The sequence below is a fragment of the Komagataeibacter sp. SM21 genome (assembly GCF_041402665.1).
GTDB lineage: Bacteria > Pseudomonadota > Alphaproteobacteria > Acetobacterales > Acetobacteraceae > Komagataeibacter > Komagataeibacter saccharivorans.
In genome coordinates this window covers 32,888-49,936 of sequence record NZ_JBGLOV010000010.1, presented here as the reverse complement: position 1 = coordinate 49,936, position 17,049 = coordinate 32,888, and the positions used below count along the sequence as shown (strand labels likewise).

The window sequence follows — 17,049 nt, the reverse complement described above, 5'->3', positions numbered from 1 at the left end:
TGACGTTGCAATATATTTGCACGCATCATGACAGGGATCGTGTAAAAATGTTTCTTGAAAACAACAGTATGCTCCATAAGCAACCTCTGCCTGTATCTGATGCGGCGCTGCTGGGTAAAGAGGCAGCGCAGGACGTGGAACGCTTCCTGACCTACCGGGAAAACAGCGCGCCCACACCACTCTACAACCTGCCAGAGATGGCGGAGGCGCTGAAAGTGGGTGTCATTCACGTAAAGGATGAGGGGCAGAGACTGGGACTGGGCAGCTTCAAGGCGCTTGGCGGTGGCTACGCGGTCACCCGGCTCGTGCTGGAAAAAGCAGCCCAGCAGGAAGGGCGGAAGGTGGATGTATCCGAACTGCATAGCCCGATGGTACGTGCGGTAGCCATGGGAATGACATTCGCCTGCGCCACAGACGGAAACCACGGGCGCGCGGTCGCACAGGGCGCGCAGGCAGTCGGGGCGAAAGCGGTCATTTTTGTTCATAAAGGTGTCAGTCACGACCGCATTGCGGCCATTGCCCGCTTTGGCGCGGAAATCGTACATGTGGATGGAACCTACGATCACTCTGTGACAGTGGCGGCGCAGACGGCGGCCGAGAAGGGCTGGATCACGATATCGGATACGTCATGGCCGGGTTACGAATATATTCCCGGTCTGGTCATGCAGGGTTACATGAACCTCGTGCGTGAGGCGCTGCGTCAGATGCCCGCTCCGCCTACGCATGTATTCGTACAGGCCGGGGTAGGGGGAATTGCAGCCGCCGTTGCTGGCCATCTGGCGGTTGTCATGGGTGCGGCGCGTCCGGTTTTCACGGTAGTGGAACCGGCCCGCGCCGCGTGTCTTTATCAATCAGCACTGAAAGGCGAACCCGTGACGGTTCCGGCCACGCAGCCCACCATCATGGCCATGCTTGAATGTTATAGTCCCTCTCTCGCCGCGTGGCGCATCCTGTCCCATACGGCGGATGCCTTCATGACGGTCGATGAGGATGATGCTGTAAATGTCATGAAGCGCCTTGCTTATCCCCAGGGGCGTGATCCGGCTATCGTGGCAGGGGAAAGCGGAGGCGTCGGGCTTGCGGGGCTTATCCGTGCAGCGACCTCGCCCGAAATACGTACTGTACTTGGGCTTGATGCTGCATCGCGTATTTTTGTCATCAATACCGAAGGCGCTACGGACCCCGTGCGATATGGTGAGATTGTGGGATGCCACCCCGATCAGATCCGTCCTGCCGCAAGCGTCCGGGCCTGAAAATCATGAAGCCGTTATCAGTCAACAGCACCCGTCTTCTGGCCCGTCTTCAGGAACTGGGCAGTATTGGCAGAGACGCGGATGGCAGATTGACGCGTCTCGCCCTGTCCGATGCTGACAGACAGGCCCGTGACCACCTTGTTGCGTGGATCAGGGCTGCGGGTCTGGAAGTGGCGATAGACCGGATTGGCAATATTTTTGGCATATGGGGTGGGAACAAATATGGTAGCCAGCAGCCGGTCCTGCTGGGGTCGCATATTGATACCGTCATGAATGCAGGCATTTATGATGGGTGTTACGGCGTTCTCGCCGGGCTGGAGGTTATCCAGACACTTCGCGAAGCAGGCTTCGTTCCCGAACGGCCCATCGCCGTGGCCGCGTTTACGAATGAGGAAGGGGTCCGCTTTGCACCGGACATGATGGGATCTCTGGTTTACGCAGGGGGACTGGAATTGGAAACGGCGCTTGCCACACGCAGCACCGATGGTGCGGTGCTAGGACAGGAGCTTGCCCGTATTGGTTATGCTGGCGATCATGCTGTCGGTTTCATGCGTCCCCATGCGTATGTAGAGCTTCATATCGAGCAGGGGCCCGTACTGGAACATTCCGGCATTCCCATCGGCGCGGTGGAGGATCTGCAGGGCATTTCATGGCAGCGCATCACGATAGAAGGGCAGGCCAACCATGCGGGCACAACGCCGATGGCCCTACGGCGCGACGCCGGATACGCTGCAGCACGGATCATGACCTTCGTGCATGACCGCGCCATGGCTTCAGAACCGTCTGGTGTTGCCACTGTGGGCAGCGTTGCTTTTGAACCCAACGCCATAAACGTCATCCCCGCCCGGGCAACCCTGACAGTCGATCTGCGCAATCCCGATGAAACGGGACTGCAGGATGAGGAAAATGCGTTGGCCGCGTTCCTGTCTGATCTGGAGACATCGGGAAATGTAAAAATCCATGTCGAAATACTTGCCCGCTCCCGACCCGTTACATTTGATGCCCGTATTATTGACCTGATCGAAAAGGCGACATTGAAACGCGGCCTGACCGCCCGGCGCATGACTTCCGGTGCAGGGCATGATGCACAGATGATCGCCAGCATGGCGCCAACTGCGATGATTTTCGTTCCCAGCCACAAGGGCATTAGCCATAACCCGGCCGAATTTACATCGAACGAAGGGCTGATTGCAGGGGCGAACGTGCTGCTTGATGTGACTCAGCATCTTGCAGACGCATCATAATACCGAAAGAGCGAATGAAATACATAAAGGGAAGACGACTATCACAGCATTAATTCAGAAGCGGGCTTAGGTAATCAAAAGATGTATTGATATGTCATATGAAAGTACGTCGCCGCAGCCGTCTGGCACCTGCCACCCCAAGACACTTTCTGGAGCATTTCGTTGCGGGTAGCCCGCGCGCAGTGCTACGGAGATTATCGGTGTCAATCGCAATACCGCGACCCTATCCTGTAGTAAGAGTCGGTAAATTATCGTCGGGCACAATGCTCTGGAAGCGCCTCTCGAAGGGAAGGTCGAAGTCGATGAAAGCTATTTCGGCGGACATCGCAAAGGCAAAAGAGGCCGGGGTGTTGCCGGAAAAGTCGCCGTTTTCTGGCTCCTCCAGCGTGACGCCGCGCCCATGCCGTGATGATCCCTGATGCGGGAAGCAGGACGCCCATGCGGTCATTCGAAAAAAATACGTTCTGGTTCAATCGTTTATTCAAACGCATGGCACATCTGCCCCACTGGGCCTGTATCCCCAACCCAGCCGGGAAGCAGAGGCGCAATCCGCCGCCATTACGCTTCGTTCAACCCGTACCGCCTGAATGTCGGTTGGTCCTAAAGCGGCTGCCTTTCGTGGAGAGCGATCAAAGATGAATCCATGACCTGAGCACGGTTTGCGACCGTATCCGCCCGGCGCACTCTCCTCGCCCTTTCTGCTCCACGGAACGCTGCCGTTCTGATACCCGAGGCGGACAGGCCCAGCAAAGGCAGCGCCTGTCGGTAAATGAGCGTTTTTTTCATCTCGGGGACCGTGCTCCGTCTCCACGCTCAGGGGGCATATTCTGCCGGGGCCTGATCAAGTGACCCGGTAGAAAATGCCAGGCTGGCCGCCGCGATCAGGGCGGCGTAATAGGCATCGGAATGACTGAGGGTCGCATCCAGAAGGCCGTTCTGGGCCATGGATGTCTGTATGATTGACCCCACACCATTGCGATAGGCGGCATACGCTGCATCGAACGCTGTCCGTGTCGCAGCCTCCAGCCTGCCGGATGCGCTGTAGGCGCTCAGACTGGTATGCAGGGCGTTTTCTGCCGCCACAATCTGCTTGACGGACGCATCCACCGTTTTCTGTAATGTGGCGCTGGCGCTATCCGCCCGGTCCTGTGCCTGCCTGAGCTGGGCCGCCCGCATGCCGCCATCAAAGATCGGTACGCTGATCCCACCCAGAATCACGCTGCTGAGCGCATTGGAAGACAGGTTGAGGGTGGGCGGACTATCACTGCCGACCCCCGGCACGGAAGACAGCGCCAGCCGACCGGTGGTATAGGCAACATTGCCAGTCACGAAGATCTTGGGCAGGAATTCGCTTCTGGCTGCGGTAACCTCACTTTGGGTAGCTTTTACGCTTGCGTAAGCCGCCAGTACATCCGCCCGGCGTGCAACCGCCTGCTGGACAAAGGCATCACTCAGTCGGGTATCATCCAGCGTAAGGGGCCGGTCCGATACATTCTCGGTCTGCAGGCGGGTGCGGGGGGAAATGCCCATCGCATTGACCAGTTCCAGATAGGTATTTTCCACATCGCCCTGCGCCTGCACAAGACGGAGTTCGGTCTGGGCCGTGGCCTGGCGGGCCTGTGTCGCATCCACGATCGTGCCCTGCCCATGTTTCAGCCGCGCCTGTGCGGCATCCTCCACCCGCCGGGCATTTTCCAGCGCCTGTTCCAGCCAGCGCACGCGGGAAGCCGCCGCCGCGTGGGCATAGAAGGCGATGGTAACACCATAAATGATTTTCTGGTGGGCGGCGGTAAACAGGATATTGGCCCCGATCTGTCCCTGCCGCATCGCGGCCAGCACGGCTTCACGTTTGCCAAAATCAAACAGAAGCCATTCTAGTCCCACCGTCTGGATTTCACCCGCACCTGAACCGGCGTTGCGAACGCCACCGACAAGATTGTTGAAACTGGTCACCCCGCCATTGAAAGCATCGCCCGCCGCGCCGCCGTTGCTGATGGAAGGGTTGTCACCATTGTTGCGGGTGTGATTGTAGCCGCCCACCACAGTTGCCGTCAGCCGGGGCAGGTAGGTGCTTCTGGTAATGCCCACAGCCAGAGCCGCATCGCGCGCCGTATCCCACGCCCGACGCGTATCGGGGTTGGCCGACTGGGCAATGTCAATCAGTTCCGCCAGCCCGTAAGCATGCCCGGCCTGTGCGGTAATGGCCGTATCAGGGGGCCGCACCTGAATCTGGCTGTTGGAGGGCAGGGTGAAGCCCGGTGGCATCAGCAGCCCATGTCGGGCCGCACGACCGGGCTGGATTTCGCCGCTGGCGGTCTGGCCGGGCTGCCATGGGCTGTCCGGACTGGCCGGGGCACTGGCCAGTTCATGCGTGGCGCACCCGCACAGGACAACAATCGCGCAGCCGGCCAGTATGGAAAAAGCATGACGGTTCATCGGGCGCTGTGTTCCAGTTGTTCGATCCGTGCCGCCGTATCAGGCGGGGCGTGGCCCAGCAGCGTGGTGCCCAGGCATCCGGCCTGCGCCAGCGTGTCGCGCCATGTTATAAGCTGGGTATTGCGCCGGTCCGCATCGTCGCCCGGGGGTACCGGTTCGGCCCGGGTGTATTCCACCGCCAGTTCCGCAGCTTCCATCGCGCCCTGTACCCGGACAAACAGGGCTTCGCGATGCTGGAGAACAGGCGCATCCGCCTGCCGGCGCAGGAGGCCGAACAGGGCTGCAAGTTTCCCCGGTATCGCATCACGCGCACTGGCGGGCCAGAAACTGGTGAAGATGGCGTACGTGATGAAATTGCCGATCATGATTCCTACAATACGGTCCCGCGCCGTCGCCATGTCACTGGTTGGTCCATAGCCCTTGAGATCGGTCAGGTAGAAGGCAAGACCAATCTGGAAACCGGCATAGGCGATCCGTGCATCACCTGTCTTGATCCATGCTCCGAGCAGGGAAACGACAAAGACAAGAACCAGAAAACCCGTAATGCCATCCAGGTGCGGCATGACGAAAATGATGCCCAAGATCCCGATCATACCCCCGATCAGCGCCCCGGTGATGCGCAGCGTCAGTTTGGAGATCATTTCGCCCATAGTGGGGAGCGCCACGATGAAACAGGTGATGACGCAGGTATGGATGCCCGGCCAGTCCAGCATCTTGAACAAAAGATAGCTGCTCATGACCGCAGCCGTGCCCTTGACCGCGAAGCGGACATGAGTGGGGCTGGTGAATGCATCAGGGGCAAAGAAACCTGCAGGACCACCCGTTTTTTCCGGTTGCGCTCCGGCAGGCGTTGTAAATGTCGGCAACAGGGCCGCAAGGTCATGCAGGATGGCGCTGTCCCCGATAGGAGCGGGAAGGGGGATATCGACAGGATAGTCGCCTTCTTCGAACATGGCCGCCATATCGCCCAGTGTTGCGACCAGTTCGGGCGGGGCGGCAGCCTGCGCGCGTGCTGCATCAATCGACAGCGCCAGCACCGCGACACTGGCATTGGCGGCCTGCTGCAGGCAGGCAAGGTCATGGGGGGACCAGACCTTTTCCAGTCCCGCCATTTTCACATTGCCCATCATTTCGGCAGACCCGGCGCGTAGCAGACCCGTGGCATGGTCGATCAGCCTGTCATCAGGGTTCCGCAGCAGGCTAATGGACAGGTTGAGACGCGCTGCAATGCCATCGGTCAGAAGCGTTTTGGGCGAAGGACAGATCAGCAGCCCGAGCACAATCATCACCGCGCCGGGCACGGCGAGAAACAGATCGGTATACAGCACGGCACGGGTCACGATTTCACCCACCGGTACCTGATCAATGGCAATCAGCGCATACACGACGGTCAGGCCGAGCACGTAGGCGACTGGCCTGAGCCTGCTTGCCGAGCCCAGAAAGAAAAAGCCGAACGACAGAAGCGCAATGATGATGACCAGCCCCATCGGGTGGTCCAGCGTCAGACGGACCAGCCCGAACACGAAAGCCAGCAGGAACACGACGAAGATGTTGAGGCCCACTGCCGCCAGCACATTCGTCACCCGGTCTTTCTGCCACAGCGCCATGGTCACCAGAGCAGGCACGGCCAGATCGGGCACCTGCCATATTTCCCCCACCAGCACGGTGGTGGTACACCCCGCCGCCATACGCAGGGCATAACCCAGCCGACCGGGCGCCGGATTACAGACCAGCGCCCACAGGCGCGACAGGGACAGACCATGGGGCATGCCCGTGCGCGCCCCCTGTGCGGTCGGGACGTTAGTGGCAGGCGGCGCCATAACGGATCTCGACGGTAGCGGTGGCGCCCATGCGCAGCAGGGCAGGGCGGATGTCGTCCAGCCGGATCCGGACCGGAAAACGCTGGGCGACGTGAACCCAGTCCATCTGCCGTGGCACGAGGGGCAGCATGCGTGCAAGGCCGGTCGTATCGGCGGACATGACGCCCCACCCAATGCTTTCCACATGGCCCCGCAGGGGGGTGTGGCGGTCGATCATGGAATAGACCGTAACACAGTCACCGGGATGAACGGGAGCAAGGTCGACTTCCCGAATGGTGGCGGTCACGTACCATGCCTCATCCACAATCAACGTAAACAGCACCTGTGACGGGGCCAGCACTTCGCCCGGCTTTACACTGAGGCTGGTCACGTACCCGTCCGCAGGCGCGGTGACAACTGTCTGGCGCAGTTCGTAACGGGCATGGTCCAGCATCGCCTGGCTTGCGGCCTGTGCTGCCTGTGCGCTTTTCAGGTCACCCACGGCCATATCCGCCGCTTCCGACTGCTGTCGCGCCTGTGCCAGCGAGACCTCGGCATCACGCAGGGCAACACGGGCCTGGTCGTATTCCTGCCATGGAATATAGGACTTACCGGCCAGCGGCTGCAGGCGCTCGGTCGTACGGGCTGCAAGGTCGCGGTTGGTCCGGGCGCGGGTCACCTGGTCACGCGCGGCGGCGGCGGTTGCCGTTTTAACGCCAACCAGCCGCTTCTGGTTCTCCACCTCCGCGCTGGCAAGGTCCAGATTGGCCTGTGCCTGCTGCACGCCCAGTATGTAAGGCTCGGGATCGAGACGGTACAGCACATCGCCCTTATGAACATGCTGGTTGACCTGCACCGGAAGGTCTGTCAGCCGTCCACCAACCGTTGAGGCGATATGAACCAGTTCGGCATCAATGCTTGCGCTATCGGACCCGGGATAGGCATTTTCCCGGTGAGCCACATAAAAACCCAGCACGACGGCAGCACCGATGCAGCCTGCGGCAATGACCATGCCAAGCGGCTTCCTGCCTGAAATACGGACGCGCTGCATCATCCGGGTCCGAAGGCCACCAGCCAGACCGCCAGCGCGGCAAGGATACCCAATGCAACATAGGTAAAAAGCCGGAAGCTGAGGATGGCATCCACCCCGGTCAGCACAAATACCACCCGCAGGCCCAGCGACACCGCAACCCCGGTCAGCCCGCACACCATCCATGCCGGGAAATAGGCGCCCACCACTGGAAAAGAGGGCGCCCCGCGGAATGCACATCCCCCAAGCAACAGGGGAAAAAACGGCAAGGTCGTTAATGGGCGCACTGATATCATGACAGGGGAAAAATCTTCCTCAATCGTGTCGGAAATTCCCTGTTATCATATTTTCTATTAAAAAATAGTCACAAAAATATTTCTATTCCAGATTATTTAAATATAAACAAATTGTTAATTCAGTCCATTGAATGGATTGACCAGCGTCATTTTGTTAAGAACGATTTTCCAAAAAACCATCCGCAAAGCAGTGCTGAAACATTCTGTCGCCAACCATACAGCGCACCGTATCGCAACGCGTTATGACTGCAACGCCCAGATATTCTGCCCGGCCAGATAACTTGCGGCAATCATAATTTTTAAATACAATAAATAGTTAAATAATACCAATTTCAAAATAAAATACATATTTTTACTTATTAAATACGTTTCCAATAACTGATGTAACAACCATAGCCATCACGCCCCAGAATATCACCCGCAACGCTGGACGCCAGGGTGCCGTACCTCCAGCCAGAGCGCCGACAGTCCCCAGAATTGCAAGACAGATCAGCGAAACAATAGAGACACTCCATGATACCAGCCTGAGCGGTGATACCACGACCGTAAGCACCGGCAGTATGGCACCAAGCGCAAAGGCACATGCGGATGCCAGGGCAGCCTGTATCGGACGCGCCGCCGTTGCCTCGGAAATACCCAGTTCGTCACGGGCATGGGCACCCAGCGCATCATGTTTCATCAAGGCGACGGCGACCCGATGCGCCAGAAGATCATCAAGTCCACGCTGACGATATATGCCAGCCAGTTCGCTGACTTCAGAATCCCAGCTACTACCGAGTTCCCTTTTTTCACGGGTCAGATCCGCCTTTTCTGAATCTGTCTGGGAACTGACAGACACATATTCCCCCGCGGCCATGGACATGGCGCCAGCTATCAGACTGGATATGCCAGCCAGTAGTATTCCAGCCTGCGATGTATGGGCACTTGCAACGCCAATAATAAGGCTGGAAGTAGACAGTATTCCATCATTTGCCCCAAGAACGGAAGCCCGCAGCCAGCCCAGACGGGCTGTTGCATGTACCTCTCCCGAACCAGATATGCCCTTATCAATTACGCCCATTGGATATATTCCCGGTAATGAACATGCGCTGCAGAACATTGTCGTGCAGGATGAAGTCATGAAAACACGCCGCCAACACGTGGCCGGTGGCCAAGGCCGATTTCCATCATGGTCAGCCCATACAGACTGTATTCCACGCTGCGGGCCAAGCGGACATCTGCCGCCCCCACCCGATCCGCCACGTGATGCGGAGGGGTAGGGGCGGCACCATTCCCGCCGTCAGGTGGCTGACCACAAGCTGTGTGATGCAGTGGATTATGGAACAGGCCCCATATATTTGTGCTTATGAACTGCCGCATGATGATTGCCGCGCAGCTCCAGTGAAAAAGGACTGTCGGTGCGTCATAGCGTATGCGTGCGGAGAATGTTTCCTGCATCATGCCAGTCCTCATATCAGTTCCACATGACGCGAAACTGAACGCGCGGTCTCAGGCCAGGCCGGAAGCTGGGATCACATCCGGGTCGGGGAAAGTAATGCGGGCACCAAACCCCCTGCCTGATTCCGGCAGTGGGGAACGCAGGCACACGGTCGCATCCATCTGCCGGGCAATATTGCTGGCAATCGTCAGGCCAAGACCGCTACCGCGCGTGCCAGTCCCGCCGCGCACGAACGGGCTGGTCAGCCGCGCCAGCATGTCCGCCGCCAGGGCGGGACAGTCGTTGATGATGTCAATGCTACCATCTGGCAGGACGGTCACATGCACCGGAATGTCACCCACCCCGTGCAGCAGCGCGTTTTCCAGCAGGTTACGTAGCATGATGCCAGTCGCATCCATGTCACCATGCACGAATATGTGGCTGATCCCGTTTACGGTCAGGATGATTCCACACCCGTCACGCGGGTTCTGGTCCAGATCGTCCGCCAGCACACGCAGCACGGTCAGGAGATCGAAGCGGTTACGGCGGAAGGCAACACCTGACGAGGCACGTGAGAACTGCAGCAGTTTTTCCACCGTCCGTCCCAGTCGGCGCGTCCGGTCGGCAATGATATCCACCCTCCGGCCGGCCTCCATTTGCGGCGATACCATGCGGCCCAGCATCTGCACCTGCGCCAGCAGGGCGCCAAGCGGGTTGCGCAGTTCATGCGCGGCGCTCGCGGCAAAGGCGCGCTCGGTGGAGAGCGCCGTTTCCAGACGGGCCAGAAGGGTATTGACGGCGTGCTGGATGGAGACGAGTTCCACGGGCAGGTCAAGCGAGGGGATGGGCCGCAGGTTGCCACTGCCACGCGATTGCATTTCATCATGCAGGCGGTCAAGCGGGCGCAGGGCACGGCGCACGATCACGCGCACCAGCAGCCAGATGACAGGCAGGAAAACCAGTATCGGCACAATGGCGATCGCCGTTGCGCGCCACGTCGCGCCCCGACGGTGCAATGTCGGCTCCCCCACCAGCACACGATAGGCCGTGTCGGTCGGGGCTGCGATATAGACCCGGAAACGGGTGGTATCGACAAACCCGGTATGGATATCGGGCACAAAGGGCTGAACCGGCGCATTCTGTGAACGCAACACCACGTGTCCGGACTGATCGACCACCTGATAGGCAAGTGTGCGCGGTCCCACACCGGGCACCCAGGCAACAGTATCCCGTGATCCATGAGGCTGTGTAGCGATGGTGGCCTGCAGCCGTTCGGAGACCTCCTGCAGGGAATTGTCCAGCCGTTCCGTTATTTCGTAGCGGGTAAAGCCTGCAACGGCGAGGCTGAGAGCGAGCAGGCTGAGCGTCACCACGCTCAGGACACTGCTGACAATGCGGGTGGCAAGGCTCCAGTTCTTCATACTGTTTCACCCGCAGTCAGACAGTATCCACGGCCACGGACAGTCCTGATCACCGTGTTGCCCACCTTCTTGCGCAGGCGACTGACGAAAACCTCGACAGTGTTGCTGTCCACATCCTGATCCAGCGCGTACAGGGCCGTGTCGATCTGCTGGCGGGAATAGATCCGCCCCGGACTGCGCGACAGCAGTTCCATAATGGCCCATTCCCGTGCGGTCAGGTCCAGCACCCGCCCGTTGCGCGATACCGAGCGGTTTTCCCGGTCGATCGTAATCTCGCCAATGCGATAATGGACTGGCCTGCGCGGTGCGGCATAGCGCCGCGCCACGGCAGCGATACGGGCCACGAGTTCGTTCAGGTCGTAAGGCTTGACAATATAATCATCTGCCCCTTCCGACAGGCCGGCAATGCGGTCGCTGATCTGGTCTTCCGCCGTGGTGATGAGGATGGCGATATTCGATGACGTCCGGCGGATGTCACGCAGCAGGCTGCGCCCGCTGCCATCCGGCAGGCCAAGATCGAGCAGCATGAAATCATAATCCACGATGGCCATGGCCGCGCGCGCGTCCTCCAGCGTCATGAACCAGTCCACTGCATGCCCGTCCAGCCGCACGCGCTCCTGCACAGCCACCCCAAGGTCATGTTCATCTTCCACGATAAGGATACGCATCAGTCCTGAACCTTCTCTCGCATGACCCGGGCGTAAAGCGATGGCAGCATCAGGAGTGTAAGCAATGTGGACGTAACCAGCCCGCCGATCACCACGCTGGCCAGCGGGCGTTCGACTTCCGCCCCGGCGCTGTCCGAAAACGCCATGGGGAAAAAGCCAAGGCTGGCGACAAGGGCCGTAGCCATGACGGGACGGAAACGGGATCCGGCGGCGGCAAAGGCCGCCTGTGCTACCGCCATGCCGCCCGCGCGCAGGGCTGCGATTTCGCTAACCAGCACCACCCCGTTTAGGATCGCCACGCCAAACAGTGCAATAAAGCCGATGCCTGCAGAAATGCTGAATGGCAGGCCGCGCAGTGTCAGCGCCACGATGCCGCCGGTCGCCGCCACCGGCAGGTTGATGAATACCAGAAGCGCCGGCCGAACCGCGCCAAACGCCACCACCAGCAGGGCAAAGATCAGGCCAAGGGCAATGGGCAGGACGATCTCCAGCCGCAGCACCGCTGATTGCAGGTTACGGAACTGGCCATCCCACTGCATGGTATAGCCTGCGGGCAGTTTTACGTCCCGCATCACGCGGGCCTGTGCTTCGGCCACGTAGGACGCAAGATCCCTCCCGCGCACATTGGCCTGCACCACCATGCGCCGACGCACCCGGTCCCGGCTTATACGCGGCGGGCCATCAACTTCATGCACATGCGCCACCTGTGAGAGCATGACACTGCCTTGCCCGTCCATACGCCGGACCTGCAGCGCACCAATTGCGGCAGCCGAGGTCACGCGCTTCGGGTCAAAGCGCACCTGCGTGCTGATGATGGCATTGTCCACCATCACCGGCCTTGTGCCGATATGTCCGCCGACTGCCTCTACCGTATCCAGAATATCCTGCACCGCCACGTTACGGCTGGCAGCCTGCGTACGGTCGATATCGGCCACGATCAGCGGCACGGTGCCATCGCCCGCCGCCGCCACGTCCGCCGCGCCCTTCACGCCGGACATTGCGGCCACCACCCGGTCGCCCAGTTCGGCCAGCGTTGTCAGGTCATCTCCGAAGATCGAGACGGCAATCTGGGTGCGCACGCCAGAGAGCAGGTCGTCCATGCGCATCTGCACCGGCTGGCTCCATGAATACAGTGCATCGGGCAGTTCGCGCCGAAGGGTGTCGTCCATCGCGGCCACAAGCCCGGCCTGCGTGCGGGCGGTTTTCCATGTGGAGGGTGGGTTGAGAAAGACGAAGCTGTCGGTCTCGTTTACCCCCATCGGATCGGTCGGGATGGCGGATGTGCCGGTATTGCTGATCACCGTCCTGACCTCGGGGAAGCGGCGCAGGATCTGCTCCTGCTTCGTGACCGACGCCAGCACGGTGTCGAGCGCGGCCGAGGGCAGCCGCGTGGTGGTGACCGCAAGTGCCCCTTCATCAAGCTGGGGTATGAATTCACCCCCCAGTCGTGTGGCAAGAACAGCCGATACGACCAGCACCGCGATCGTACCGCCAAACAGGATGCCCGGATGCGTCTCGCCCCATGTCATCATGTGCATATAGGGGCGGCGCAGCCATGCGATCAGCCGTGTATCGCCCGCAGGCTGCACCCGCCCCAGCGTCAGGCTGGCCAGCACGGGAATGCAGATGAAACAGTACGCAAGCGAGGCCAGCAGCGCCATGATGACCGTCTGCGCCATGGGGCGGAACATGTGCCCCTCGATCCCCTGCAGGGTCAGGATGGGCAGGTAAACCATGATGATGACCAGTATGGCGAACCCGACCGGGCGCATGACCTGCTGTACGGACGAGACCACGAGGGGCATGAATTCCACATCCGGCTCCTCCTCCCGTCGGGAGAGGACATGCTCGATCACCACCAGCGAACCATCGACGATCATGCCGAAGTCGATCGCGCCAAGGCTGAGCAGATTGGCCGAAATCCCGAACTGTCGCATCCCCGCCATGGCGCAGACAAGGGCCACCGGAATGACCGAGGCAATGACAAGAGCCGCCTGCCAGCTCCCGATCACCACCACCAGCACGCCCACCACCAGCACCGCGCCCATCAACAGGTTGTCGCGCACGGTAGCAATGGTCTGCCCGGTCAGGGTGGCGCGGGTGTAGTAGGGTTCCAGCGTTACGCCTGCGGGCAGTGCCTGCCTGATACCCGGCAGGGCACGGTCAATCGCGGCAAGGGTGGCGTTGGAACTGGCCCCACTTTCCATCATCACCACGCCGATCACGATTTCGCCCTGTCCATCGCGCGTGACCGCCCCCAGCCGGGTACGTGCGCCCGTCGTGATGCGCCCGAGGTCGCACAGGCGTATGACCGAGCCGTCCGCATTCGTCCGCACGGCGATGTTGCCAAAATCCGCCAGACTGCCCACCAGCCCACGCCCGACCACGCTCTGCTGTTCGGCATGATGCGTGATCCAGCCACCACCGGACGCGGCATTATTCTCATCCACCGCACGATAGACCTCACCGACTGAAAGATTGGCCCCGATCAGCCGTGCCGGATCGAGCGTGACTTCATAGGTTTCCTCGGCCCCGCCATTGACGTTGACATCCACCACGCCGGGAACAAGGCGCATCTGCGGCATCACGGTCCAGTTCATGATGCGGTTGAGTTCCATGAGCGAGCGCCCTGCGCCGCAGATCTGGAACTGCATGATCTCACCCATGCCGGTGGCCAGCGGCCCCATGCTGATGGTAATTTCAGGCACGGATATGTTCGAACGCGCCTGCTGCATGCGCTCGTTTACGCGGGTGCGGTCAAGGTTGATGTCGGTGTCATCGGCAAACTGCACATACACCACCGACACCCCGCCACGGGAGACGGAGCGCAGGTCGGTCATGCCGGGAATGCCGGTCATGCTGGCCTCGACGGGAAAGGTGATGAGTTTCTCCACTTCCTCCGTCGCAAGGCCGGGCGCGACGACCGAGACAAGCACCTGACGGGGCGAGATATCGGGCACCGCCTCCACCGGCAGGCCCAGCACCGTCATGATGCCAGCCGCCAGCAGCACGAAAAGTCCGCCCAGAACCAGCATACGCGCACGTAGCAGGGCTTCAAGATACCTGCGCGCCATCACTCCGTATCCATCCCGGCAAGGCCGATGACCGAACGCAGGGCGAAACTGCCATGCCCTACGACCGGCTCGCCCCCTTTCAGGCCGGAGCGGATGACTGCCCGCGTCCCGTCATCCAGCGCCACATCGACCACGACGGGCCGGTAATCGGTTTCGCTCACCCGCATGAACACGACGCTATGCCCGTCAATCTGCTGGCGGGCTTCGGACGGCACGACAATGCCCGCAACGCTGTCGCGCTGTGCCAGTGTTGCATCCAGCACCATGCCGGGCATCAGTGCGCCGGTAGGGTTGGGCACGGTGCTTATGACCCGGACCAGCCCGGTCAGCGGACTGGCCATGCCATCCACCGTGTTGATACGCGACGTGAACGGGCCATCTGCTGCCTGCGTCACCTGCTGGCCGCCCGGCGCGATCCGCGCCGCCTGATCGGGCGGGATATCGGAAACGATCCATACGCTGGACAGATCTGCCACGCTCGCCACGTCCATGGTCGGGTCCATGTCGCCCGCCACCGACGTATTGATTGCCTGCATCATGCCATCGACAGGGGAAATCAGGGTCGAGGTCTCATCTTCCGTGCCGTGGCTGTCCTGTTCCGATGATGAATTGAACTCTTCCGCGAAACGGTGGCCCAGCGTGTCCACGTCCGCCTGTCGCGCGCGCATTGTGGCGTCAGCCTGCGCCAGTGCATCCTGCCTGCGGCGCAGTTCGGCCATCGACAGACTTTCGCCCGCCAGTGCCTTGGCCCGTTGCACGGCGCCCGCCGCATCGCTCCGGGCCGCGATGGCAGCGGTGAGTGCCGCACGCATCTGGACCGCCTGCAGGCGCGCGACATGCAGGGAATGGTCCTGATAACGCAGCAGCGCCTGTCCCCGCCGCACGGGCGTTCCCGGCTGCACCAGCACCACCAGCACCTTGCCGCTGCCAGCGGGGTGGATATGCACGACCCGGGTCGTATCAGGCATGACCCGGCTTATGACCGGCAGCATGGGCGCAACCCTGCCGGGTACCGCCGTGGCGATGGTAATACCCTCGTTTACTACAGCAGCCCCATCCAGTTTCACGACAGGAGGCAACGCCCCGTCCGTGGCATGGGCTGGCGGGCAGGACAGGCCCAGAATGAACAGGGCAGGGCTGAGCCGCTTCACGGTACGATCCCGGTTGCGATCAGCATGCGGATGCTGGCGACATGCCATTCCACCTCGGCCCGGGCGCTGGCCAGCCGGGTATTGGCTGCCGTCTGCCGGGCACCAAGCGCCGTATCCAGGCTGGCTTCGCCCAACCGCCAGGCCCGTTCCTGCGCCTCGGCCCGCTTCTCCATGTTTTCGGCTGCGGTGCGGGTGGCCTGCCGCGCGGTGGTGGCTGCGATCAGACGTTCACGTACCCGCATCATTTCCAGATGCACCATGCGCCGCGCCTGCGTTTCCTGACTGGTAGCCGAAGCCAGCCGGTTGCGTGCTTCAGCCATGATGGACGTGTTGCGGACCTCGCTGGGCAGGGGAATGCTGAAATTCAGCCCCACGCGGTCATCCCACGGGCTGCCGTACTGCTTTTCATGGATCGCATCCACGCCGATTTCCGGGTTAGGCATGAAAGAACGGTGCGCCAGCTTCATGTTAGCCTCAGCAGCTTCAACATTGCGATGCGCGACCCGTATGCGGGGATCATTGTCCTCCATGTCACGGGGCGCAATAAAACGGGCATGGGTGACGTCGCCCGCCCCATAACGCGCAAGATCCGGCACAACCGGACGGCCGAGGAGCACCTCCAGTACAGCGGCTGCATTGTCGGCCTCCTCCTGCGCCAGGGCCAGTTCATTACGCGCGTTCTCCACTGCCGCCTGCGCCATCTGACCATCGGCCGAGGCCAGTTCGCCATCATGAACCGCCCGTATTGCGCTGGTGGCCATACGTGCTGTCACATCATACAGGGTATGGGCCACATCCACCCGTGTACGGGCGATCAGGGCAGCGGCACCCGCATCAAGCACCCGGATGGACAGCGCCATGTGTTCGACATTGAGCTGTTCATCAAGCGATGCGGCTTCCGCACTTGCAACCTGTTGCGTGGCACTACCCTGTCCCGGCAGCCATAGCGGCACGGACACCCCGCCCTGATACGTTGTATAGCCTTCGTTACTGCCCAGCATGTGGTCATCCATGTATTCACCCGACAGGGTCGGGCCACCGGCAAACCATGACCCCGCCGCATTCACGCGGGCACGGGCGGAATGGTGGCCGACCTGCAGTTCGGTGCGGACCGAATCGATCGCCCACGCCATGCTGACGGCTTCATGAAAGGACGGGCCGGACCGGGGCACCTGAGCCCGGGCCAGCACCCCCCATGTCAGGGCACCGGTCATGACTACCGACAGGAGGGCGCGCATGACGCGCTTCATGCTTCAGGCC

At 60.9% G+C, this 17,049-nt stretch carries 13 protein-coding genes and 1 pseudogene; 3 read left to right on the top strand and 11 right to left on the bottom strand.

Annotation, left to right across the window (positions count from 1 at the left end):
• Positions 1 to 47 precede the first annotated feature (47 nt).
• The 3 genes and pseudogenes from ACBR42_RS11010 to ACBR42_RS11000 form a co-directional block, all read left to right on the top strand.
• On the top strand, positions 48 to 1,253 hold the full coding sequence (locus tag ACBR42_RS11010) for a diaminopropionate ammonia-lyase (protein ID WP_371208034.1): 1,206 nt from the start codon (positions 48 to 50) through the stop codon (positions 1,251 to 1,253).
• 5 nt (positions 1,254 to 1,258) lie between these two features.
• Complete coding sequence (locus tag ACBR42_RS11005; protein ID WP_371208033.1) at positions 1,259 to 2,497, top strand: Zn-dependent hydrolase; 1,239 nt, start codon at positions 1,259 to 1,261, stop codon at positions 2,495 to 2,497.
• A gap of 175 nt (positions 2,498 to 2,672) precedes the next feature.
• Positions 2,673 to 2,885: pseudogene (locus ACBR42_RS11000) on the top strand (transposase); the annotation flags it as partial.
• 425 nt (positions 2,886 to 3,310) lie between these two features.
• On the opposite strand, the gene ACBR42_RS10995 reads toward ACBR42_RS11000, so the two are convergent.
• The 11 genes from ACBR42_RS10995 to ACBR42_RS10945 all read right to left on the bottom strand — a co-directional run bounded on the left by ACBR42_RS10995 (position 3,311) and on the right by ACBR42_RS10945 (position 17,039).
• Positions 3,311 to 4,933, bottom strand: coding sequence for a TolC family protein (locus tag ACBR42_RS10995; RefSeq protein ID WP_110547439.1), 1,623 nt, complete (start codon positions 4,931 to 4,933; stop codon positions 3,311 to 3,313).
• Positions 4,930 to 6,753, bottom strand: a complete 1,824-nt coding sequence (locus tag ACBR42_RS10990) for an FUSC family protein (RefSeq protein ID WP_371208032.1) — start codon at positions 6,751 to 6,753, stop codon at positions 4,930 to 4,932. Before ACBR42_RS10990 ends, ACBR42_RS10995 begins: the two co-directional genes overlap by 4 nt.
• Positions 6,734 to 7,783 (bottom strand): multidrug transporter subunit MdtN, encoded by a 1,050-nt coding sequence (mdtN, locus tag ACBR42_RS10985; RefSeq protein ID WP_371208090.1) that lies wholly within the window; start codon positions 7,781 to 7,783, stop codon positions 6,734 to 6,736. The genes ACBR42_RS10990 and mdtN overlap by 20 nt, the downstream gene beginning before the upstream one ends.
• Positions 7,783 to 7,971, bottom strand: a complete 189-nt coding sequence (locus ACBR42_RS10980; protein WP_258373453.1) for a YtcA family lipoprotein — start codon at positions 7,969 to 7,971, stop codon at positions 7,783 to 7,785. The genes mdtN and ACBR42_RS10980 overlap by 1 nt, the downstream gene beginning before the upstream one ends.
• Before the next feature lie 439 nt (positions 7,972 to 8,410).
• Positions 8,411 to 9,118, bottom strand: a complete 708-nt coding sequence (locus ACBR42_RS10975; RefSeq protein ID WP_371208031.1) for a VIT family protein — start codon at positions 9,116 to 9,118, stop codon at positions 8,411 to 8,413.
• Between the two features lie 56 nt (positions 9,119 to 9,174).
• Positions 9,175 to 9,498, bottom strand: coding sequence for a hypothetical protein (locus ACBR42_RS10970; protein WP_371208030.1), 324 nt, complete (start codon positions 9,496 to 9,498; stop codon positions 9,175 to 9,177).
• Between the two features lie 48 nt (positions 9,499 to 9,546).
• The gene (locus ACBR42_RS10965; RefSeq protein WP_371208029.1) at positions 9,547 to 10,896 is read right to left on the bottom strand and encodes a sensor histidine kinase; all 1,350 of its coding nucleotides are present in this window, start codon (positions 10,894 to 10,896) and stop codon (positions 9,547 to 9,549) included.
• Positions 10,893 to 11,564, bottom strand: coding sequence for a response regulator transcription factor (locus ACBR42_RS10960; protein ID WP_371208028.1), 672 nt, complete (start codon positions 11,562 to 11,564; stop codon positions 10,893 to 10,895). Before ACBR42_RS10960 ends, ACBR42_RS10965 begins: the two co-directional genes overlap by 4 nt.
• Positions 11,564 to 14,638, bottom strand: coding sequence for an efflux RND transporter permease subunit (locus ACBR42_RS10955; protein WP_371208027.1), 3,075 nt, complete (start codon positions 14,636 to 14,638; stop codon positions 11,564 to 11,566). Before ACBR42_RS10955 ends, ACBR42_RS10960 begins: the two co-directional genes overlap by 1 nt.
• The gene (locus ACBR42_RS10950) at positions 14,638 to 15,837 is read right to left on the bottom strand and encodes an efflux RND transporter periplasmic adaptor subunit (RefSeq protein WP_371208026.1); all 1,200 of its coding nucleotides are present in this window, start codon (positions 15,835 to 15,837) and stop codon (positions 14,638 to 14,640) included. Before ACBR42_RS10950 ends, ACBR42_RS10955 begins: the two co-directional genes overlap by 1 nt.
• A complete protein-coding gene (locus tag ACBR42_RS10945; protein ID WP_371208025.1) occupies positions 15,786 to 17,039 on the bottom strand; it encodes a TolC family protein in 1,254 nt (417 codons plus the stop codon). The genes ACBR42_RS10950 and ACBR42_RS10945 overlap by 52 nt, the downstream gene beginning before the upstream one ends.
• Between the last annotated feature and the right edge of the window lie 10 nt (positions 17,040 to 17,049).

What these genes read in the sequence shown, in the direction of transcription:
- ACBR42_RS11010 (WP_371208034.1), top strand. Translation starts at nt 48, where the DNA reads ATGTTTCTTGAAAACAACAGTATGCTCCATAAGCAACCTCTGCCTGTA.
- ACBR42_RS11005 (WP_371208033.1), top strand. Translation starts at nt 1,259, where the DNA reads ATGAAGCCGTTATCAGTCAACAGCACCCGTCTTCTGGCCCGTCTTCAG.
- ACBR42_RS10995 (WP_110547439.1), bottom strand. Translation starts at nt 4,933, where the DNA reads ATGAACCGTCATGCTTTTTCCATACTGGCCGGCTGCGCGATTGTTGTC.
- ACBR42_RS10990 (WP_371208032.1), bottom strand. Translation starts at nt 6,753, where the DNA reads ATGGCGCCGCCTGCCACTAACGTCCCGACCGCACAGGGGGCGCGCACG.
- mdtN (WP_371208090.1), bottom strand. Translation starts at nt 7,783, where the DNA reads ATGCAGCGCGTCCGTATTTCAGGCAGGAAGCCGCTTGGCATGGTCATT.
- ACBR42_RS10975 (WP_371208031.1), bottom strand. Translation starts at nt 9,118, where the DNA reads ATGGGCGTAATTGATAAGGGCATATCTGGTTCGGGAGAGGTACATGCA.
- ACBR42_RS10970 (WP_371208030.1), bottom strand. Translation starts at nt 9,498, where the DNA reads ATGATGCAGGAAACATTCTCCGCACGCATACGCTATGACGCACCGACA.
- ACBR42_RS10965 (WP_371208029.1), bottom strand. Translation starts at nt 10,896, where the DNA reads ATGAAGAACTGGAGCCTTGCCACCCGCATTGTCAGCAGTGTCCTGAGC.
- ACBR42_RS10960 (WP_371208028.1), bottom strand. Translation starts at nt 11,564, where the DNA reads ATGCGTATCCTTATCGTGGAAGATGAACATGACCTTGGGGTGGCTGTG.
- ACBR42_RS10955 (WP_371208027.1), bottom strand. Translation starts at nt 14,638, where the DNA reads ATGGCGCGCAGGTATCTTGAAGCCCTGCTACGTGCGCGTATGCTGGTT.
- ACBR42_RS10950 (WP_371208026.1), bottom strand. Translation starts at nt 15,837, where the DNA reads ATGGCATGTCGCCAGCATCCGCATGCTGATCGCAACCGGGATCGTACC.
- ACBR42_RS10945 (WP_371208025.1), bottom strand. Translation starts at nt 17,039, where the DNA reads ATGAAGCGCGTCATGCGCGCCCTCCTGTCGGTAGTCATGACCGGTGCC.